The organism is Brevundimonas sp. Root608 (genome assembly GCF_001427825.1).
Taxonomy (GTDB): domain Bacteria; phylum Pseudomonadota; class Alphaproteobacteria; order Caulobacterales; family Caulobacteraceae; genus Brevundimonas.
Genome location: NZ_LMGT01000008.1, coordinates 57,242 through 78,358 on the forward strand (window position 1 = coordinate 57,242; position 21,117 = coordinate 78,358).

Below are 21,117 nucleotides of genomic sequence, written 5' to 3' on the forward strand. Positions count from 1 at the left end.
CAAGCCGTTACTTGCCTGTCCGCCGCAGCAGGCCCTTCACTTCCGCCGGCGTGATCGCCCGGGTGGCGAAGGCCAGACCGATGTAGGCCAGACCCCCGGCGGCGGTGACCAGCAGCAGGGCGGCCTCCTTGGCGCCGACGCCGATGCCGATGGCGCCGAGGATATCGGCCACCGGCGCCTCGATCCGCGACCGGCCGGCGGCGGCGAGGCCGACGACCAGCGCCAGACCGGCGGCCGACAGGCCGATGCGGGCCAGGCGCGCCAGAGCCTGGGGGCCGGGCCGGTAGAGCCCGCGGCGCCAGAGGGTCGCGGCCAGCAGGATCACATTGGTCCAGGCGGCGGCGGACACCGCCGCGGCGATGCCGGCTATGCCCCAGCCGAGGTTGAACAGCCCGATGGCCAGGGCTGCGTTCACCGCCACGGAGATGAGGGCGAAATTCATCGGCGTCCGGGTGTCGCGCCGGGCGAAGAAGGCGGGCGCGAGGATGCGGATCAGGACGAAGGCGGGCACGCCCCAGCCGAACTGGAACAGGGCGCGGGCCGTATTGACGGCGTCCACCTGCAGGAAGGCGCCCCGGGTGAACAGGGCGTCGATCAGGAAATAGGGCATGGCCATCAGCGCCGCTGCGGCCGGCAGCGTCAGGGCCATGGACAGGATCAGGGCCTCGTCCATCGAGGCCTGTTGCTGGCCGTGATCCTGCGACGCCACGGCGCGGGACAGGCGCGGCAGAAGGGCGATGCCGATGGCGACGCCGACCAGGCCCAGCGGCAGCTGGTACAGCCGGTCGGCCGTGGCCAGCCAGGTCCGTCCGCCGGCGACGAAGCTGGACAGGTTGCCCGAGATGAAGACGTTGATCTGGGTCGCGGAGTTGCCGATGGCGGCCGGAATCGCGGTGATGATGATGGCTTTCACCGCCGGCGTCAGCCGCGGCAGGGCCAGACGGATGTCGGCGCCCGCCCGGCGCGCAGCCCACCAGCACAGGCCGGCCTGCGAAATTCCGGCGACGAGCACGGCCCAGGAGGCGGCATAGGCCGCGCCGATCTGGCCGCCCTGGGCCGGGATCACCGCGACCAGCATGATGAGGTTGAGCAGGACCGGATAGGCGCCCGAGACGATGAACCGTCCGCGCGCGTTCAGCACGCCGCTGAGCAGGGCCGCCACCGCCATGCAGGGCAGGTAGGGCATGGTGATCTGGGTCAGGACCACCGCCAGCTTGAAGCGCGCCGGATCGTCGAGGAAGCCGACGTTGATCACGGCCATCAGCCACGGCATGGCCAGCTGGGCGACAATGGTCAGCGCCAGGGTGGCGAAGGCCACCGCCGCCAGGGCGTCCGTGGCGATCTTGTCCGCCACCGCCTCGCCCTCGGTCTCCAGGGTCTTGGCGTAGGCCGGCACGAAGGCGGCGGCGAAGGCGCCTTCGGCGAAGATGCGGCGGAACAGGTTGGGGAAGTTCAGGGCGGTGTTGTAGGCGTCCGCCGCCGGTCCGACCGAGGCGCCCAGGGCCGCCGAGATGACGATGTCGCGGGCGAAGCCGGCGAAGCGGCTGACGAGGGTCAGGCCGCTGAAGATCGCCGACGACCGCATCATGCCGCCGCCCTTGCGCGAGGTGGTGGCCGAGGCCGGCGGCTGAACCATCGGATCGGTTATGGCCGTGGCTGAAGGCACAGGCGGCGCGGCCTCGATCGGTTGGGCTTCAGGGTCGATCTTTTTGGCCATGTCAGCGCCTTAGCGTGGTTCCGGCGCGCGCGATACGGGCTCTTGAGCCGAGCGGCGGCGACCGACTTCGGAGACGTCGCGCAGGCTGGCCCGAACGGGGGCCGAGACGCGGTGGCCGCCCCGCTCGGTGAAGTCCAGGACGGTTTCCAGATCGGCGCGCAGCGCGTCCAGCTTTGGCCCCGGCTTCGGCTTTCTGCCCGCCGCGTCGGTGACATAGAAGCTGTCGACCGCGCGCTCGCCGAAGCCGGCGATATGGGCCGAACGGATCGAAAGGCGGTGGATGGCGAAGGCCCGGGCCAGGTCGGCCAGCAGGCCGGGGCGGTCGGCGCCCGACACCTCGACCACGGCGGCGGTGGGGCTTTCGTCCAGATCGACCATGGCCGTGGGCCGCACGTCGAAGGCGGCGCGGCGCGGATTGGGCGGGGCGACCGGCGGCGGCGCCGTGGGAACGCCGCCGCGCGCCGCCGTCTCAAGCCCCTCGATCAGCCGGGTCAGTCGGCGCGGCTCGGCCTGGCCGTAGGGAGCGCCGCCCCCGTCCTGAAGCTCGAACACGTCCAGAGCCGTGCCGTCGGGGGCAGTGGCGACACGCGCGCCGACGACGTCTGCCCCGGCGGCGGCGAGGGCGTCGGCGAGATCGACGAACAGGCCCGGTCGGTCGCGGGCGGCGACGGCGACGCGGGTGGCGGCGCGCTCATCCTCCCCGCTCTCCTCGACCGTCAAGGCCTCGGCGGCGGCGCCGTCGGCGCGGGCGCGGGCGACCAGTGCGGGATAGTCGTCCAGCGGATCGGCGTGGGTGACGTCCTCGCCCCGGAACACGCCCTCGGTGCGCAGATAGAGGTCGCGGATGAGATTGCCCTTCCAGGCGTTCCAGACGCCGGGCCCGACGGCGCGGATGTCGGCCACGGTCAGGATCAGCAGGGTCCGCAGCCGCTCGGGGTCGCCGACCAGCCGGGTGAAGGCGCGGACCGTCGCCGGGTCCGAGACGTCGCGCTTCTGGGCGTAGTCGCTGAGGGCCAGGTGGTTGCGCACGAGCCAGACCACGAACTCGGTGCGGCGCGGGTCGAGGCCCAGCCGGTCGCAGGCGCGGCGCGCGGCGATGGCCCCGTCTTCCAGCTGGCCGCGGTCGCCGCCCTTGCCGACGTCGTGCAGCAACATGGCCAGCATCAGGGCCTCGAAATCGTCGATGCGGTGGACGATCTCGGTCGAGGACGGATGGTCCGCCTTGAGCTTGCCGCGCCAGATGTCGTTGATGATGCCGATGGCCTGCAGCGTGTGCTCGTCGACCGTATAGGCGTGGTACATGTTGAACTGGGTCTGACCGACGATCCGCCCCCATTCGGGCAGGAACCGGCCCAGCAGGCCGGTCTCGTTCATCAGCGTCAGGACGCGGTAGGGGCGCTGGCCGTGGGCCAGGATGTCGAGGAAGGCGCGGGTGGCCTCGGGGTCGCGGCGCAGCGACGGGGTCACCAGCGACAGCGACCGGCTGACGGCCGAGAAGGCGTCGGGGTGCAGGTCCAGATCGTGTTCGTCCGCCGTGCGGAACAGCATCAGCAACTTTTCAGGCGCGGCGGCGAAGACCTCGGGGCCTGTGACCGACAGGCGGCCGGCGTCCTCGGTGAAGCCCTCGACGCCGAGCTTGCGTTTGCGGCCCGGGATCAGGCGCGACAGGCTCATGGTCGGCTTCTGCTGGCGCGCCTCCAGCTTGGCCGACATGGCGCGGGTCAGGGCGCCGACGTCGCGAGCGACGAGGAAATACCGGCGCATGAAACGCTCGACCGCCGGCTCGTCGCCGCGTCCGCGCCAGCCCATGCGGCGGGCCACCTCGGGCTGGAGGTCGAACGTCAGCTTTTCCTCTGCCCGCCCGGCCGTCAGGTGCAGATGCGCCCGGGTGCGCCAGAGAAAGTCGAAGGCTTCCTCGAAGGTCCGGCGTTCGCGGGCGGTCAGCAGGTCGTCCAGCACCCGGGCGCCCAGCGGGCTTTCGGGGGCCAGGGAGCGGGCGATCCAGAACAGGGTGTTGAGGTCGCGCAGGCCGCCCTTGCCGTCCTTGACGTTGGGCTCGACGCGATAGCGGACGGCGCCGGATTTCTGGTGGCGCAGGTCGCGCTCCACCAGTTTGGCGGCGATGAAGGGGCGGGGATCGGCCCGCGTCACGAAGGTCCGGAAGCGGGCGATGAAGTCCTGGGCCAGACGGTCGTCGCCGGCCAGGGGCCGCGCCTCCAGCAGGGTGGTGCGGATCACCATGTCGGACTTCGCCAGCGCCAGGCATTCGTCGATCGACCGCGCCGACTGGCCGACCTTCACGCCCAGGTCCCACAGGACGTAGAGCATGAATTCGATCACCTGTTCGGTCCGCGGGATGGGTTTCCACGGACGCAGGAACAGCAGGTCCAGGTCCGAGAAGGGCGCCAGCACGCCCCGGCCGTAGCCGCCCACCGCGATCAGGCTGAGCCGCTCGGCCTCGGTCGGATTGTGGGCGGGATAGAGGGTCTCGGTGGTGAAGCGCCAAAGGGCGATCAGCAGCTCGTCGGCGGCGAGGGAATAGAGCCGGGCCACCTCGACGCCCTCGCCCCCGGCGTCGAGGCGGCGGGCGGCGCGGGATTGGGCGGCGGCGTAGCTTTCGCGCAGGATTTCGGCGACCGCCTTGCGCACATCGGGGGCGGACGCGGCGTCAACCAGCCGGTCGTCGAGGGCGGGGGTCACCGGCGGCCCAGACCCTTCAGCCGGTACAGGGCCTCGAGCGCCTCGCGCGGGGACAGTTCGTCGGGTTCGATGGCCTGAAGCGCGTCCTCGACGGCGGACGAACGCGGGGGCGGCGGGGCCTCCGCCATGGCGAACAGGGGCAGGTCGTCGAGGCTGATCGCGGCGCCCTTCTCGCCCTCCAGACGTTCCAGCACCTCGCGGGCGCGGCTGACGACGGCGGCGGGGACGCCGGCCAGTCTGGCGACCTGGACGCCGTAGCTGCGGTCGGCGGCGCCGGGGGCGGCCTCGTGCAGGAAGACGAGATCGCCGTTCCACTCCTTGGCCACCATGGACAGGTTGCAGACGTGGGCCAGCCGCGTCTCGAGTCCCGCCAGCTCGTGATAGTGGGTGGCGAACAGGGTGCGGGCCCGGTTGCGGTCGTGCAGGGCCTCGGCGACGGCCCAGGCGATGGCGAGGCCGTCATAGGTGGCGGTCCCCCGGCCGATCTCGTCCAGCACCACGAAGCTGCGTTCGGTGGCCTGGGTCAGGATGGCGGCGGTCTCGACCATCTCGGTCATGAAGGTGGAGCGGCCGCGGGCGAGGTCGTCGCCGGCGCCGACGCGGCTGAACAGCCGGTCGACCACGCCGAGACGCATGGCGCGGGCGGGCACGAAGGCGCCGGCCTGGGCGAGGACGACCAGCAGGGCATTCTGGCGCAGGAAGGTCGACTTGCCCGCCATGTTCGGGCCGGTCACGATCGACAGGCGGGCGCAGGCCGCGCCGGAGCCGTCGAGCCGGCAGTTGTTGGGCGTGTACGGATCGCCCTGCGCCTTCACCGCCGCCTCGACCACGGGATGGCGGCCGGCGGTGACTTCGAAACATGTCGTGTCATCGACGGCCGGGCGGACGGCGCCGACCTCTTCGGCCCATTCGGCGAGGGCGGAATGGGCGTCCAGCTCCGCCAGAGCCTCGGCCACGGCCTGAAGCGGTTGAGCGAGCGACTGAACCGTTGCGCGCCAGACCTCGAAGGTCTCGCCCTCGATGGCGAGGGCGCGATGGCCGGCCTGGCTGATCTTCGCATCGAGCTCGGACAGTTCGACGGTGGTGAAGCGGACCTGATTGGCCAGGGTCTGGCGGTGGATGAAGGGGCTCTCGCCGGTCGGGCGCAGCAGCGGTTCGGCGGCCCTGGCGCTGGTCTCGAGGAAATAGCCCAGCACGGCGTTGTGGCGGATCTTGAACGGCACGCCCGCCTCGGCCACGGCGCGGGCCTCGAGGTCGGCGACGACGCGGCGGCTGTCGTCGCGCAGGCGGCGGGCCTCTTCCAGCTCGGGACGGTAGCCGGCCGAGACGAAGCCGCCGTCGCGGGCCAGATGCGGCGGCTCGGCGACCAGACCCTCGGCCAGATCGACCAGAAGGCGGCCGAGATCGGGCGACAGGGTCAGCCGGTCCAGCGCCGCGACGATGCGGGCGGGCGGGCCGGTCAGCGGGTCGCGGGCGGGCGGGAACAGGCCGGCTAGTCCCTCGGCGATCGACAGGCCGGTGCGGATGGCGACGAGGTCGCGCGGTCCGCCGCGGCCCAGCACGAGCCGCGATGTGGCGCGGGCGACGTCCGACGAGGCGCGCAGCCCCTCGCGCAGGTCGCGGCGCAGATCGCGGCGCTCCAGCAGCCATTCGACGGCGTCGAGGCCGTGGTTGATGGCCGTGGTGTCGCGCAGCGGGCGGGCGATGCGTTCGGCCAGCGCGCGCGCTCCGCCCGAGGTGACGGTCCGGTCGATGCAGGCCAGCAGCGACCCTTCGCGCTCGCCGCGCTGGGTGCGGTCGATCTCGAGGCTGAGCCGGGTCGCCGGATCGATGGCGAGGAAGCCGCTGTCGCCCGAGCGGCGCGGCGGGGACAGGGCGGGAATCTTGCCGGCCTGGGTCGTTTCCAGATAGGCGGCGATCAGGCCCAGGGCCGAGACCTCGGCCTCCTCGAAGGCGCCGAAGCCGTCCAGCGAGGCGACGCCGTACAGCCGCTCGACCCGGACCCGGGCGCCAACCGGCTCGGCGAGAGCCTGAGGCAGGGCCTGGACCACGCCGCCGGAGCCGTCGAGCGCGGCCCTGGTCGCCTCGTCCGAGAACAGGCGGTCGGGGACCAGCACTTCGGACGGGCGGAAGGACGCGAGGGTCGCGCCGAGGTCTTCCAGCGAACAGGCGACGGCGTCGACCGACCCGGCCGACAGCTCGACCACGGCGACGGCGGCGCGGCCCTTGCGGACCGAGACGGCGGCCAGACGATTGGCCCCGCGCGCGTCCAGCAGACTGTCCTCGGTCAGGGTGCCGGGGGTGACGACGCGGACGATGTCGCGATGGACCACGGCCTTGGAGCCGCGCTTGCGGGCCTCGGACGGGGCCTCCAGCTGTTCGCAGATGGCGGCCTTGAACCCCTGCCGGATCAGGCGGGCGAGATAGCCGTCGAGGGCGTGGACCGGCACCCCGGCCATGGGGATGTCCTGACCCTGGTGCTTGCCGCGCTTGGTCAGGGTGATGCCGAGGGCGGCGGAGGCGATCTCGGCGTCCCTGAAGAACAGCTCGTAGAAATCGCCCATGCGGAAAAACACGATGGCGTCGGGCTGGCTGGCCTTGGCCGCCAGAAACTGCGCCATGACAGGCGTCGTCCCCTCGCTGGACGGGACCGCGTCGGCTTTCGGAGGGTGGACGAGGGGGGCGTTCATGAGAGCGCCGCAAGGTGAAGGATTGCGCCGCCCGCCTCAAGCGTCTTGCGCAAGCTGTGCCGCACTGCGACAAGCCCGGCAGGCGGTTAAGGGAACGCGGTGAGACACCGCGGCTGTGCCCGCAACTGTAGGCGGCGAGACGGACGATCACTCCGGGGCTTCGGCTTCGGCGTCACTGGGCAACCGGGAAGGCGCGATCCTCCGTTTTTGACCCGCAAGCCAGGAAACCTGGCCGCCGACGTCGCTCGTCCGCTGTCCGGGACCAGACAGAGGCGTGGGGCCAACCCTTCCGCGATGCGGAAGCCGTTCCGTCGAAGCGACCCGACCCCAGCGCCGCGCCCCTTTTCGGGACCGGGTCGGTCGCTTTCACACGCCGCCGCGCAGCGCCCGCGCGGGGCCGACGGAGATCCGCGCATGACGCGATCCTTTCTCTACGCCACCGCAGCCGCCGTGCTGTTTCCCTTGTCCGCCCACGCCCAGTCGGCGGACGAAACTGACGCGCCCCTGCCCGAGGTGGTGGTCACCGCCACCCGCCTGCCGGCCATCGTCGCCGACACGCCGGGCGCACGCGTGATCGACCGGGCGGCGATCGAGCAGCGCGGGGCCGCGTTCGCCGCGGATATCCTGCAGGACATTCCCGGCCTTTCGGTAGTGCGGTCGGGGGCTTTCGGAGGAGTCGCCCAGGTGCGGATACGGGGCGCGACGCCGGGCAAGACGCTGGTGCTGGTCGACGGCGTGCCGGTCAACGATCCGGCCGAGGTCAACGGCGCCTTCGACTTCTCGGGACTGGAGCTGTCGGACATCGATCGCATCGAGGTGCTGTCGGGCCCGCAGTCCTCGTTGTGGGGATCGGACGCCATCGGCGGGGTCATCGCCTTCACGACGCGCGAGCTCGAGGGTTTCGGGCTGGATCTGGAGGCCGGGTCGTACGAGACCGTGCGCGGCCGGCTGGCGGCGGGTGTATCGACCGAACGCTACGGCTTCGGGGCCTGGGTCTTGCATTTCGACACCGACGGCATCTCCGCCGCAGACGCGGCGGACGGCAATCCCGAGCCGGACGGCTTCACCTCGACCACGATGGGCGCGCGGGGCCGCTACGCCTTCACGCCCGGCGTCGCCTTGGACGGATCGGTCCGCTGGACCGACAGCGACGCGGATCTCGACGGCTATCCAGCCCCGGCCTACGCCCTGGCCGACACGCTGGATACGCAGGCCAGCGAGCAATGGTCGGGGTTCGGGCGGTTGCGCCTCAACGCGCTGGGACTGGCGCATCAGATCAGCGTCTCGGCGTCGGACATTTCGCGCGAAACCGTGTCCGCCTTCCCTTCGGTGTTCGAGGCCGACCGGCAGGTGTTTCGCTGGCAGGGGGACGGCTCGGCGGCGGGCGTCGACTTCGCCATCGGCGCCGAGCGCGAGGACACCGAGGGCAGCCTGTCCAGCGGCCTGACCGAGGAACTGGGGACGAGTTCGGCCTTCGCCACGGCCCGGATCGATCCGACCGACCGGCTGAGCCTGACCGGGGCCCTGCGGTTCGATGATACGGACGCCTTCGGCTCGAAGACGACGGGCCGCGTGTCCGGCGCCTTCGAGGCCGGAGCCGGCTTCATCCTGTCGGCGGCCTGGGGCACCGGGTTCAAGGCGCCGTCGATCAGCCAGGCGGTGTGCGACTTCTGCTTCTCGGCACAGCCCTTCCCGGTGCTGAGGCCCGAGACGGCCGAGGGCTATGAGGGGGCGATCGGCTGGGGCTCGGCCGACGGCCGCATCGAGGGCCGGCTGACCGCCTACCGGCTGAAGGTCGAGGACCAGATCACCTATGTCTTCGATCCAGCCACCTTCGACAGCTATTACGTCAACATCGCCGAGACGGCGACGGACGGCGTGGAGTTCGAAGGGCGCGGCCAGTTGCCGGGCGGGTTCGACCTGACGCTCGCATACGCCTGGACCGACGCCCGGGATGAGACGACCGGGGCGCGGCTGCTGCGCGTGCCGGAACAGTCGGGGTCGGCGACCCTGGGCTGGACCGGGCGGCGGCTGACCGGCGCGCTCACCGTTCGGTCGGAAGGCGATCAGGACGACGCCGGCGGGGTCCGCGAGGCCTTCATCACAGCCAATCTGAACGGGTCCTGGGTGCTGACCGACCGGGTCACGCTGACCGCGCGGATCGAGAATCTGGCGGATGAGCGCTACCAGCAGGTGTTCGGCTACGGCGAGCCGGGACGGTCCGGTTCTGTCGGGCTCAGGCTGCGCTACTGACCCGGCGAAGGCCGGTGGCGGCGCCCGCCGTCGCCGGCTCCAGCTGCATGGCGGCCCAGTCGAGGGCGGGCGTCGGGGCGTGGGCGGCGGCGACCACGGCGCGCAGTTCGGCGGCCGAGGCGACGCTGGCCACCACGGCGGAGACTTCGGGCAGGCCGAGGGCATAGGCCAGGGTCGCCTGCATCGGGTCGACGCGGGCCTCGGCCAGACGGCGACGGATACGCGACAGGGTCGGGGCGTGGCGGTGCATCTCGACCGGCAGGGCCTCGCTGTTCATGAACAGCAGGCCGTCCGCGAAGATCGAGGAGGCGTGGACGGTCACGTCCAGCGAGGCCAGCTCGGACAGGACGCCTGCGTGCTGGGCGCGCTGGTCCAGCAGGTTGCATTTCAGCTGGACGATGTCGGGCTGGAAGCGGCGGGCCAGCAGGCCCGGGCCATCCTCGACCGAGGCGCAGAAGCCGATGCGGCGGTACAGGCCGCGGTCCTTGAGGGCCAGAAGCTTGTCCCACAGGGCGCGGCCTTCGGTTCCGGCGAGGTCCGAGGCGCTGGAGATCAGCAGGGCGTCGCCGCGCGGCAGGCCGAGTCGTTCCAGCGAACGGCGGGCGCGGGCCTCGACCCGGTCGACGCCGTCGCTGACCGGCACGGTGCGGACCGAGACCTGGAAGGGCGAGGGGAAGGGCCAGGACTGGCCGAGCCAGCGCTCCCCATCGCCGTCGGGGCGGGTGGCGACGCGGGTGACGCCGGAGTCGGCGGCGGTCTGAAGCAGGATGCGCAGCGATTCCTCGCGCGCCCCGGCGGGCGCGGGTATGGCGCGGTCCGGCGCGTGCACGACGGCCAGAGCGAGTTTATCGACCGGAATCGGGGCGCGGTTCGGAATCACATCCGGACTGTGACGGCCAAAGTTTAAGGCGCCCCTTCCAAGACCTTGCCCGAACCTTACCTCGCGAACGTCGGTTTCAATCCACAGCCTGTGCAAGAGCGGCCAGAACGCCCTTGCCGTAGCGGTCCAGCTTGGTCTGGCCGACGCCCGAGATATGGCCGAGCGTCTCGAGGTTTCCGGGTTCGGCCATGGCGATTTCCAGCAGGGTCCTGTCCTGGAAGATGACGTAGGGCGGCACGCGCTGTTCGGCGGCGCGGTCGCGGCGCCAGGCGCGCAGGGTCTCGAAGCGGGCGCGGACATCGGCGTCCATGGTCTCCAGCGCGGCGTTGCGGCCGGTGCGGACGCGCTCCTTCGAACCCACGACGCGGGCGGGAGTCAGGCGCACCTCGACGGCGCGCTCGCCGCGATAGACCGCGCGGACGGCCTCGGGCTCGCCGATGCGAACCAGCGGCTTGCCGTCATTGGGGTCCTCGACCAGCAGGCCCTCGAACATCAGGTGGTCGACCACGTCGCGCCAGGTGTGCAGGGCCACGTCGGCGCCGACGCCCCAGGTCGACAGGGCGGTCTCCCACGGCTGGACTTCCTTCGTCTTGCCGAGGAGGTGGTCGATGACGCGGGTCTTGCCGAAGCGTTCGCCGAGCCGCTGGACGGCGGCCAGGGCCTTCTGCGCGTGAACCGTGGCGTCGAACACGGCGGGCGGTTCGAGGCAGATGTCGCAGACGCCGCAGGGTTGGGCGGCCGTCTCGCCGAAATATCGGCGCACGGTCTGGGGCCGGCAGGTCGCGCCGTCCAGCATGGCGAACAGCTGGCGGACCTTCCTCACCTGCACCGCCTTGACCGCCTCGGCCATGGGGCGGCCCTCGAGGCGCTTCAGGGTCCAGGCGATGTCGGAGGGGCCGTAGAGGGTGATCCCCTCGGCCGGTTCGCCGTCGCGTCCGGCGCGGCCGATCTCCTGCCAGTAGGCTTCCAGCGAGCCGGGCGGGTCGGCGTGGATGACGAAGCGGACGTCGGCCTTGTCGACCCCCATGCCGAAGGCGATGGTCGCGACCATGACGGCCCCGTCCTCGGCCAGGAAGCGTTCGAGGCGGCGGTCGCGGTCGCGGGCGTCCATGCCGGCGTGATAGGCGATGGCGTTGGTCCCGGCGGCCTTGAGGGCGTCGGCGACCCGCTCGCAGCCGTCGCGAGAGCCGCAATAGACCACGCCCGACTTGCCGCGGCGCTGCCGCACCAGATCAATGACGGTGAGATCGGTCTTCGCCCGCGAGGCGTTCTCCTTGCGCACGGCCGAGAGCTGCAGGTTCGGGCGGGCGAAGCTGTCGACGAGGACCTTCGCGCCTTCCAGCCGCAGGGAGCGGACGATGTCTTCCCGTGTGCGGGCGTCGGCGGTGGCGGTGACGGCGATCCGGGGGACGTCGGGGAAGAGTTCGGCGAGCCGGCCGAGGGTGCGGTAGTCGGGGCGGAAGTCGTGGCCCCACTGGCTGACGCAGTGGGCCTCGTCGATGGCGATCAGGCTCAGCGGCAGGTCGTGCAGCCGGTCGATCAGATGCGGCTGGGCCAGTCCCTCGGGCGAGACATAGAGCAGGTCGAGCTCGCCGGCCCGGGCCTGACGCCAGATGGCCGAGCGGTCGTCCATGGAGACGCCGGAATCGAGCCGGGCGGCCGCCACCCCCTGCTGTTTCAGCGCCTCGACCTGGTCGGTCATCAGGGCGATCAGGGGCGAGACCACGAGGCCGAGCCCGGGCCGCAGCATGGCGGGGATCTGGTAGCAGACCGACTTGCCGCCGCCGGTGGGCAGGACCGCCAGCACGTCGCGACCCGCGAGGATCTCGGCGACCACGTCGGCCTGCAGCCCGCGGAAGTCGCCGTGGCCCCAGACGCGCTCGAGCGTCGTCCGGGCGTCGGCGAGTGTCGGCGGCGCGACTAACGTTAAGGTTGAATCCGCGAGCATGGTGCGCTTGTGCCTCATTTGTTCTCGTTTGTCAGCGGGGAATTGGGACGGGGAAGCCCCGCCTGTGGAGCAGGCCCAGACGGTCCTTCCCCATTTCGGGGGAAGGGGGGCGGCGAAGCCGCTCGGATGGGGGCTCTGTCCGCATGAGCGGTCGACAACCAGAGTCCGCCGCAGACAGCCCCCATCCGTCTCGCTGCGCGAGCCACCTTCCCCCGTGAAGGGCGAAGGGACGGCAGGGGGTCCCCGCCGCGACGCATTCCAGCTATAGGCCGCGCCATGACCACCCTTCTGTATGGCCGCCCGCCGGCGGTGTTCGATCCGCCCGGCGCGGCGACCCAGGTTTCGCCGCTGATCCCGGGCTCGACGCCGCTCGAGGACGTCGCCGAAGCTTCGGCGGACGAGATCATGATCTACGCCCCGCCCGGCGTGCTGGAGCGGCGGTACACGCTGGCGCTGGCGTTGCGGGCGCTGAAGCCGGGCGGCCGGCTGGATGCGATGGCGGCCAAGGACAAGGGCGGGTCGCGGCTGAAGAAGGAGCTGGAGGGCTTCGGCGCCGAGGTCGGTGAAAGCGCCAAGGCGCACCACCGGCGTTGCGTCGTCATCCGGCCGGAGACGCTGACCGGGATCGACGAAGCGATCGCGGCCGGGGCGCCGCGTCTGGTCGAGGGGCTGGAGGCTTGGTCGCAGCCGGGCGTCTTCGCTTGGGACCGGATCGATGCGGGGTCCCTGCTGCTGGCGCAGACCGCGCCCGCGCTGAAGGGGGCGGGGGCCGATCTCGGCTGCGGCTACGGGGCCCTGGCGACGGTGGTGCTGAAATCGCCGGCGGTGACCTCGCTGCGGCTGATCGATCTGGACCGGCGGGCCATCGCGGCGGCGGAGAAGAATGTCACCGACCCGCGCGCGACCTTCGAATGGTCCGACGCCCGCACGATCGAGGCGGCGGGCGATCTCGATTTCGTCGTCACCAATCCGCCGTTCCATGACGGCGGCGCCGAGGACAAGCGGCTGGGTCAGGCCTTCATCCGTCAGGCCGCCGCCATGCTGGGCAAGGGCGGCGTCTTGTGGCTCGTGGCCAACCGGCACCTGCCCTATGAGGCCGAGCTGAACGCCGCCTTCAAGCGGGTGCGGATGGCCGCCGACGCGGGCGGCTACAAGGTGTTCGAGGCGGTGAAGTGAAGACGCCGACGGCCCGCGTCGACAAGCTGCTGGGATCGATGGGCTATGGCTCGCGGACCGAGATGGCGCGGCTGGGCAAGGCGGGCGGGATCGTGCTGGACGGGGCCGATCTGACCGATGTGTCGAAACGGATCGCGGTGACGCCGGACCTGCCGTCGCGGATGGAGATCGACGGCGAGCCGCTCGATCCGACGCCGGGTCTGGTGATGATGCTGCACAAGCCGCTGGGCATGACCTGTTCGCGCAAGGAGGACGGGGCCCTGGTCTATGACGTTCTGCCCCCGCGCTGGCGGCGGCGCGATCCGGCGATCTCGACCATCGGCCGGCTGGACAAGCAGACCACGGGCCTGCTGCTGCTCACCGACGACGGCGACCTGTTGCACCGGGTTATTTCGCCCAAACGGCATGTGGCCAAGGTCTATCGCGCGACCCTGGCGCGGCCGCTGGACGGGACGGAGGGCGATGTCTTCGCCGCCGGAGGTCTGGTGCTGGAGGGCGAGGACAAGCCGCTGTCGCCGGCGGTGCTGGAGGTGCTGTCGCCAACGGAGGCGCGGCTGACCGTGACCGAGGGCCGCTATCACATGGTGCGGCGGATGTTCGCGGCGGTGGGCAATCACGTCGAGGGCCTGCACCGTGAACGGGTCGGGGGGCTGGCCCTGCCGGACGATCTGGGTCCGGGGGACTGGCGGCTGCTGGATGCGGCGGAGATCGACGCGATCTTCGCCTGACGGAACCTCACCCACGCCGCCGGCTTATCGCTCCGCTTGCAGCGGAGGCGACATGACCGGGGCGACGATCAAGAGAGACCTGCGCACCGGACGTTCGCTGTGGGCCGACAGCTTCGGTCTCGGCGTGCCGGTACGGCCGCTGAGAGAAGCGATCTCGGTCGATGTGGCCATCGTCGGGGCGGGGATCAGCGGCGCCTTCATGGCGCATGAGCTGAGCCGGGATCATTCGGTGGCGGTGCTGGACCGGCGGCCGCCGCTGATGGGATCAACGATCGCCTCGACCGCCCTGCTGCAATGGGAGATCGACCTGCCGCTGACGGCGCTGGGCGAGCGGATCGGCATGGCCAAGGCGCGGCGGGCGTATCTGCGATCGCGGCGGGCGGTGGACGACCTGAAACAGGTGATCGCCGAAGAGGGGATCGTCTGCGGCTGCCATGACAAGGCGACCCTCTATCTGGCCGGCGACGAATACGGCCATCGCGCGCTGCAGGCCGAGGCCGAGGCGCGGGCGGCGATCGGGCTGGAGAGCGAATACGTCGGGCCGGAGATTCTGCGGGACCGGCTCGGCATCGACCGAACCGGCGCCATCGTCAGCCAGGGCTCGGCCAGCGGCGATCCGGCCCGGCTGGCGGCCGGCCTGCTGCGGCGGGCGCAGGCGGCGGGGGCGAAAGTCTATTCGCGGGTCGAGGTGATGGAGGCGGCCAGCGATCCGGACGGGGTGACCCTGCTGACCGACGCCGGCCATGCGGTGCGGGCGAAGGCGGTGGTGTTCTGCTGCGGCTATGAATTCCCCAGGGGCGTGCCGACGCCCGGGGCCAAGGTCATCTCGACCTGGGCCATGGCCTCGAAGCCGCGTCAGCGCTGCCCGGCCTGGCTGAGGGAGACCCTGGTGTGGGAGGCGTCGGACCCTTACCTCTATTTCCGCATGGGCGGAGACGGGCGGCTGATCGTCGGCGGCGAGGACGAGGCGACGCCGGACGCCCATGCCGACAAGGCGAAGCTGAAACGCAAGTGCGAGACGATCGCCGCCAAGCTGAAACGGCTGTTGCCCGAGGTGGCGTTCGAGATCGACTACAGCTGGGCAGGGGCTTTCGGAGAGAGCGCCACCGGCCTGCCCTCGATCGCGCCCGTGCCGACCATGGACCACGCCTGGGCGGTGATGGGGTTCGGCGGCAACGGCATCACCTATTCGGTCATCGCCTCGCAGGTGGTCTCGGCGGCGCTGCGCGGCGGGGCCGATCCGGACGCGGACCTGTACCGGCCTTGACCCCGGCCGGCGGCGGGGGCACCTGCGCCTGATGAGCGCCCACGCCAAGATCTGCGGCCTGACCACGCCGGACACGCTGGACGCGGCCCTCGCAGGCGGGGCGGCCTTCGTGGGCGCGGTGGTGTTCCCGAAGAGTCCGCGCCACATCGAACCCCTGCACGCCGCGACCCTGTTCGAGCGGGCGCGCGGCCAGGGTCCAGGGGGGGCGAAGATCGTGGCCGTGACGGTTGACGCCGACGACGCCCTGCTGACCGAAATCGCCCTGATCCTGAAGCCGGACCTGATCCAGCTTCATGGCCATGAGACGCGCGAACGGGCGGAACGGGTGCGGACGCTGACCGGGGCCGGGATCATCAAGGTGCTGCCGATCCGCACACACGGGGATTTCGCCGAGGCCGCGGCCTGGGAGCCGTTCGCCGATCATCTGATGTTCGACGCCAAACCGCCCGAGGGCTCCGCCCTGCCGGGCGGGGTCGGGGCGCGGTTCGACTGGGCCCTGCTGGCTGACCGGGCCTTCCGTCATCCCTGGTTCGTGGCGGGCGGGTTGACCCCGGACAATGTGGCGCAGGCGATCCGGGTGTCCGGCGCGCCCCTGGTGGATGTGTCCTCTGGCGTGGAAAGCGCGCCGGGTGTTAAGGACCCCGCCCTGATCACGGCGTTCCTCGACGCCGTCCGCTCCGCCTGATTTCCGCCGCTCCCCCGCGTGAAAGCTACCGCCGTGAACGCCATCATCCCCAACCAGTACGCCATGCCCGACGCCGAGGGCCGTTTCGGCCCCTATGGCGGGCGGTTTGTGGCCGAGACCCTGATGCCGCTGATCCACGAGCTGGACGCGGCCTATGCGGCGGCCAGGGCGGATCCGACCTTCCAGGCCGAGCTGGACGGTTTCCTGACCGACTATGTCGGCCGGCCCAGCCCGCTGTACCTGGCCGAGCGGCTGACGGAGCACTACGGGGCCGCCGACATCTGGTTCAAGCGCGACGAGCTGAACCACACGGGCGCGCACAAGATCAACAACTGCATGGGCCAGATCCTGCTGGCCATGCGGATGGGCAAGACGCGGATCATCGCCGAGACCGGCGCCGGCCAGCATGGCGTGGCGACCGCGACCGTCTGCGCCCGCTTCGGGCTGAAATGCGTCGTCTACATGGGCGCGACCGACGTCGAGCGGCAGTCGCCCAACGTCTTCCGCATGAAGCTGCTGGGAGCCGAGGTCGTGCCGGTGACAGCGGGCCGGGCCACGCTAAAGGACGCCATGAACGAGGCGATGCGCGACTGGGTCACCAATGTCGAGGACACCTACTATCTGATCGGCACGGCGGCCGGGCCGCACCCCTATCCGGCCATGGTGCGGGACTTCCAGTCTGTGATCGGCAAGGAGACGCGGGCCTCGATGCTGGCCCGGCGGGGCAAGCTGCCCGACGCGGTGGTGGCGGCGATCGGCGGCGGGTCGAACGCCATCGGCCTGTTCCACCCCTTCATCGAGGACGCGGGCGTGCGGCTGATCGGGGTCGAGGCGGCCGGGCGCGGGCTCGACGGACCGGACCACGCGGCCTCGCTGCAGGGCGGCCGCCCCGGCGTGCTGCACGGCAACCGCACCTATCTGCTGCAGGACGACGACGGCCAGATTCTGGAAGGCCATTCGATCTCGGCCGGTCTCGACTATCCGGGCATCGGCCCGGAACACGCCTGGCTCAAGGATATCGGCCGGGCCGAATACCGCGCCGCCACCGACGCCGAGGCGCTGGAGGCCTTCCAGCTGTGTTCGCGTCTGGAGGGGATCATCCCCGCGCTGGAGCCCAGCCACGCGCTCGCCCGGATCGGCGAGATCGCGAAGGAAGTGGGCAAGGGCGGCGATGTCGTGCTGAATATGTGCGGGCGGGGCGACAAGGACATTTTCGCGGTAGCGAAACATCTGGGCGTGGAGTTGTAGAATGAAGATCGCAGTATTGGCCGCCGCGGCGGCCCTGTTGGCCAGTCCCGCCTGGGCCCAGGAGCCAGCGGCTCCCGCCACAGCGCCGGTTGTCGTGTCGCCGGACGCCCTGGTGCTGCCGGGCGCGACCTTGGCGCCCGATTGCGGCAATCTGTACGGCCTGGCGGGCCGCGCCTTCTGCGTCAGCGCGCCGCTGGCGGGGATCGGAACCCTGGCCGACGCCTATATCGCCGACCTCGCCACCAAGGGCTGGATCGCGGCGGGCGGGGACGACAACCGCGTGGTCTTCGTGCGCCGGCGCGACACCGGCGGCTGCGACGGATTGCAGATGCAGGCCTTCTACGACACCGCCCGGCCCGCGGGTCCCGAGTCCACGGGCTATCTCGGCTTCGGCCCGATCCCCGGCGACGTTTGCGCCGGCCCGGCGGCCGCTCCCGCCCCGACGCCTGCCCCGGCGCAATGACCACAGCCCGCATCGACGCCCGTTTCGCCGCGCTGAAGGCCGAGGGCCGGGCCGGGTTCGTGGCCTATGTCATGGCCGGGGACCCCACGCGGGACCAGGCGCTGGAGATCCTGCGCGGCCTGCCGGGCGCGGGCGCGGACATCATCGAGCTGGGCTTTCCGTTCTCGGACCCGATGGCCGAGGGGCCGCCGATCCAGCGCGCGGCCCTGCGCGGGCTCAAGGCGGGGCTGACCCTGAAGGGCACGCTGGCCCTGGCGGCCGCCTTCCGCGAGGGCGACGCGGACACGCCGGTGATCCTGATGGGCTATCTCAATCCGATCGAGACCTACGGCTACGACGCCTTCGCGCGCGACGCGGCGGCCAGCGGGGTGGACGGTCTGATCGTCGTCGACTGCCCGCCGGAAGAAGCCGGGCCGCTGTCGGACGCCCTGGACGCGGCCCAGGTGTCGCTGATCCGGCTGGCCACGCCGACCTCGGACGATGCGCGGCTGAAGATCATCGCCGAACGGACCTCTGGCTTCGTCTACTATGTCTCGGTCGCGGGCGTGACCGGGGTCAAGGAGGCGCAGGCCCTGTCGGTGGCTCCGGCCGTCGAGCGGGTGCGCAAGGCCTCGGGGCTGCCGGTCGCCGTCGGTTTCGGGGTCAGGACGCCGGAACGGGCCGCCGAGATCGCCCGCGTGGCCGATGCGGTGGTGGCCGGATCGGTCCTGGTCGATGAGGTCGCGGCCGCTTTGGAGGCGAACGAACCCGCGGCGGCGCGCGTTCTGGCGAAGGTGCGGTCCCTGGCCGATGCGGTCCGGGGTGCGCGCGTGAAAGAAAGCGTCTAAAGCGCCGCCATGGTCGACAAGAACAAACCTCCCCAGGAAAAGCGCGGCGGCTGGCTGAGCCGCTTCGCCCCCGGCGTGCGCAAGATCGTCAACCGGCGCGACACGCCCGAGAACCTGTGGGTCAAGGACCCCGACACGGGCGAGATGCTGTACCGGTCGGACCTGGAAACCTCGCTGTGGGTGACGCCCTCGGGCCGCCACATGCGGATCAACGCCGAACAGCGGCTGCGCTACACCTTCGACGACGGCGCCTTTGAGGCCATCGACACGCCCGACGTGCCCGAGGACCCGCTGAAATTCTCGGACGGCAAGCCCTACAAGGACCGCCTGATCGCCGCCCGCAAGGCGGCCGGCCGCAAGGACACCATGGCGATCGGCTTCGGCGAGCTGGACGGAACGCCCGCGGTGGTGATCGTCCAGGACTTCAGCTTCATGGGCGGCTCGCTGGGCATGGCGGCGGGCGAGGCGTTCATCGCCGCGGCCCGGGCGGCCGTGGAGCGGGGCGTGCCGCTGGTCTGCTACACCGCCGCGGGCGGGGCCCGGATGCAGGAGGGCGCGCTCAGCCTGATGCAGATGGCGCGCACCACCCTGGCCATCCAGGAGCTGAAGGCGGCGCAGCTGCCGTTCGTGGTGGTGCTGACCGATCCGACCACCGGCGGGGTCACCGCCAGCTACGCCATGCTCGGCGATGTGCATCTGGCCGAGCCGGGGGCCCTGATCGGCTTCGCCGGCCCGCGCGTCATCGAGGCGACCATCCGCGAGAAACTGCCGCCCGGCTTCCAGCGCGCCGAATATCTGCAGGAGAAGGGCATGGTCGATCGCGTGGTCGCCCGTGAGGACCTGCCGAAGGTGCTGGGCCAGATCCTGTCGATGCTGATGGGCGGACGGCGCCGGGCGGCCTGACCGCCGTGGACCCGATCTCGGAAAGACTGAGGGCGCGGCATCCCCAGCGGATCGATCTGTCGCTGGACCGGATGCGGGTGCTGTGCGCGGCCCTGGGCGACCCCCAGCACCGCCTGCCGCCGGTGGTCCATGTGGCCGGGACCAACGGCAAGGGCTCGACCGTCGCCTTCATCCGCGCCATCGCCGAGGCGGCCGGGCTGAAGGTTCACGTCTACACCTCGCCCCATCTGGTCCGGTTCAACGAGCGCATCCGTCTGGGCGGTGAACTGATCGGGGACGCTGCCCTGAACGACATCCTCGACCGCATCGAGGCGCTGGATGTCGAGGCGACGGTGTTCGAGAGCACCACGGCCGCCGCCTTCGTCGCCATGAGCGAGACGAAGGCCGACCTGGCCGTCGTCGAGGTCGGGCTTGGCGGGGTGCTGGACGCCACCAATGTGATCGAACGCCCGCTGCTGAGCGTCATCGCCCCGGTCGATCTGGATCATGCCGAGTTTCTGGGAACGTCCCTGCCCGGGGTGGCGGCGGAAAAGGCGGGCATCCTGAAGTCCGGCGCGCGGGGCCTGATCGCGCGGCAATCCGAAGAGGCGATGGCGGTGATCGAGGCGGCGGCCCGCGCCGTGCAGGCGCCCCTGACCGTCATGGGCGTTGATTTCGACGCCTGGGCGGAGCGGGGCGGCATGGCCTTCCAGGATCAGGAGCGATTCCTCGACCTGCCCGCGCCGGCGCTGGTCGGGCCGCACCAGATCGCCAACGCCGGCCTGGCCGTCGCCGTGGCGCTGGAGCTGGACCTGCCCGAGACCGCCATCGCCGAAGGCCTGCGCGCCGTGCGCTGGCCCGCGCGCCTGCAGCGACTGACGGCGGGGCCTTATGGCGAGGCCGCGCGGGCGGCGGACGCGGAGCTGTGGCTGGACGGCGGCCACAATCCGCACGCGGCAAGGGCCCTGGCGGAGGCGCTGGCCGAGCGTCAGGCCAGGGCGCCCCGTCCGCTGGCCCTGATCGTCGGCATGCTGGCGAACAAGGACGCAGGGGGCTTCTTCGAGGCGATGAGAGCCACCGGGGCGGCCGTCTTCACCGTTCCGTTCGAGGGCGCCGCCGCCGAGCCGGAAGCCTTGGCCGCCGTCGCGCGCGGCCACGGTCTGGGCGCCGCGGCCTGTGCTTCGGTGCAGGAGGCGCTGGAGCGGGCCTTGCGGCTGGGGGCCGGCCGGGTGGCCATCTGCGGCTCGCTGTATCTTGCCGGCGAGGTTCTGGGCGCGGCGCGGGAAACCTGGCCGGACTGAATTCTCACCCGTTCAACGTCCAACGTCCGCGCCGGCGGCTAGTGTTCGTCCGGCGTGCGGACGCGCTGCAGATTGCGGAGAAAATCGCGCGTCTGCTGGTCCTGGACGCCGCTGACGGGGATGTTTCTGCAGACCCTCTGCTGCATGTTCGATCCGGTGGCGCGTTCAAGGCGGCAGACGCGACGGGTGGCGCCCGGGTCCGGGCGGAGTGGCCGCCGACCGGGCCGCGGCGGGCGCGGGGGCACCGGCGATGACTCTCACCTGGCCCCCGTCGAGCAAAAGGGCGGCGGCGATCAGGGCGGCGGTCAGCATGGCTATGGAGCTCCGTGTCCTTCCGGGACCCGAAGCAGAA

Annotated in this window: 15 protein-coding genes and 1 riboswitch; of the genes, 10 read left to right on the forward strand and 5 right to left on the reverse strand. The window is 71.5% G+C overall.

Annotated features, from left to right (window positions below; all coding sequences use genetic code 11):
• Positions 1–7: 7 nt before the first annotated feature.
• The 3 genes from murJ to mutS form a co-directional block, all read right to left on the reverse strand.
• A complete protein-coding gene (gene murJ, locus ASD59_RS11825; protein WP_055832000.1) occupies positions 8–1,636 on the reverse strand; it encodes a murein biosynthesis integral membrane protein MurJ in 1,629 nt (542 codons plus the stop codon).
• Between the two features lie 90 nt (positions 1,637–1,726).
• A complete protein-coding gene (glnD, locus tag ASD59_RS11830; protein WP_055831897.1) occupies positions 1,727–4,417 on the reverse strand; it encodes a [protein-PII] uridylyltransferase in 2,691 nt (896 codons plus the stop codon).
• The gene (gene mutS / locus ASD59_RS11835; RefSeq protein ID WP_055831900.1) at positions 4,414–7,107 is read right to left on the reverse strand and encodes a DNA mismatch repair protein MutS; all 2,694 of its coding nucleotides are present in this window, start codon (positions 7,105–7,107) and stop codon (positions 4,414–4,416) included. The genes glnD and mutS overlap by 4 nt, the downstream gene beginning before the upstream one ends.
• Before the next feature lie 35 nt (positions 7,108–7,142).
• Positions 7,143–7,357: riboswitch (cobalamin riboswitch) on the forward strand.
• Between the two features lie 164 nt (positions 7,358–7,521).
• Here mutS and ASD59_RS11840 point away from each other — a divergent pair.
• The gene (locus ASD59_RS11840; protein ID WP_055831905.1) at positions 7,522–9,360 is read left to right on the forward strand and encodes a TonB-dependent receptor plug domain-containing protein; all 1,839 of its coding nucleotides are present in this window, start codon (positions 7,522–7,524) and stop codon (positions 9,358–9,360) included.
• On the opposite strand, the gene ASD59_RS11845 is transcribed toward ASD59_RS11840, so the two are convergent.
• Together ASD59_RS11845 and recQ are read right to left on the reverse strand one after the other, a co-directional pair.
• The gene (locus ASD59_RS11845) at positions 9,344–10,240 is read right to left on the reverse strand and encodes an aldo/keto reductase (RefSeq protein ID WP_235562921.1); all 897 of its coding nucleotides are present in this window, start codon (positions 10,238–10,240) and stop codon (positions 9,344–9,346) included. The genes ASD59_RS11840 and ASD59_RS11845 overlap by 17 nt on opposite strands.
• 76 nt (positions 10,241–10,316) lie before the next feature.
• Positions 10,317–12,188 carry a DNA helicase RecQ gene (gene recQ / locus ASD59_RS11850; RefSeq protein ID WP_055832003.1) on the reverse strand — a complete coding sequence of 624 codons (1,872 nt, stop codon included), beginning with the start codon at positions 12,186–12,188 and terminating at the stop codon, positions 10,317–10,319.
• Positions 12,189–12,464: 276 nt separating this feature from the next.
• Between recQ and ASD59_RS11855 the strand changes: the two genes are divergently transcribed.
• The 9 genes from ASD59_RS11855 (at position 12,465) to ASD59_RS11895 (ending at position 20,765) form a co-directional block, all read left to right on the forward strand.
• Positions 12,465–13,364 (forward strand): class I SAM-dependent methyltransferase, encoded by a 900-nt coding sequence (locus ASD59_RS11855; RefSeq protein ID WP_055831907.1) that lies wholly within the window; start codon positions 12,465–12,467, stop codon positions 13,362–13,364.
• 38 nt (positions 13,365–13,402) lie between these two features.
• Positions 13,403–14,092, forward strand: coding sequence for a pseudouridine synthase (locus ASD59_RS11860; RefSeq protein WP_055832006.1), 690 nt, complete (start codon positions 13,403–13,405; stop codon positions 14,090–14,092).
• A gap of 52 nt (positions 14,093–14,144) precedes the next feature.
• Positions 14,145–15,359, forward strand: a complete 1,215-nt coding sequence (locus ASD59_RS11865; protein WP_055831909.1) for an NAD(P)/FAD-dependent oxidoreductase — start codon at positions 14,145–14,147, stop codon at positions 15,357–15,359.
• Positions 15,360–15,390: 31 nt separating this feature from the next.
• On the forward strand, positions 15,391–16,044 hold the full coding sequence (locus ASD59_RS11870) for a phosphoribosylanthranilate isomerase (protein ID WP_055831911.1): 654 nt from the start codon (positions 15,391–15,393) through the stop codon (positions 16,042–16,044).
• Positions 16,045–16,107: 63 nt separating this feature from the next.
• Entirely contained in the window at positions 16,108–17,292 is a 1,185-nt protein-coding gene (trpB, locus tag ASD59_RS11875) for a tryptophan synthase subunit beta (RefSeq protein ID WP_055832009.1), read from the forward strand.
• Between the two features lies 1 nt (position 17,293).
• Positions 17,294–17,755, forward strand: a complete 462-nt coding sequence (locus ASD59_RS11880) for a hypothetical protein (RefSeq protein WP_055831913.1) — start codon at positions 17,294–17,296, stop codon at positions 17,753–17,755.
• The gene (gene trpA / locus ASD59_RS11885) at positions 17,752–18,582 is read left to right on the forward strand and encodes a tryptophan synthase subunit alpha (protein ID WP_055832011.1); all 831 of its coding nucleotides are present in this window, start codon (positions 17,752–17,754) and stop codon (positions 18,580–18,582) included. The genes ASD59_RS11880 and trpA overlap by 4 nt, the downstream gene beginning before the upstream one ends.
• Positions 18,583–18,591: 9 nt before the next feature.
• On the forward strand, positions 18,592–19,485 hold the full coding sequence (gene accD / locus ASD59_RS11890) for an acetyl-CoA carboxylase, carboxyltransferase subunit beta (protein WP_055831915.1): 894 nt from the start codon (positions 18,592–18,594) through the stop codon (positions 19,483–19,485).
• A gap of 5 nt (positions 19,486–19,490) precedes the next feature.
• Positions 19,491–20,765, forward strand: a complete 1,275-nt coding sequence (locus tag ASD59_RS11895; protein ID WP_055831917.1) for a bifunctional folylpolyglutamate synthase/dihydrofolate synthase — start codon at positions 19,491–19,493, stop codon at positions 20,763–20,765.
• Positions 20,766–21,117: the final 352 nt, after the last annotated feature.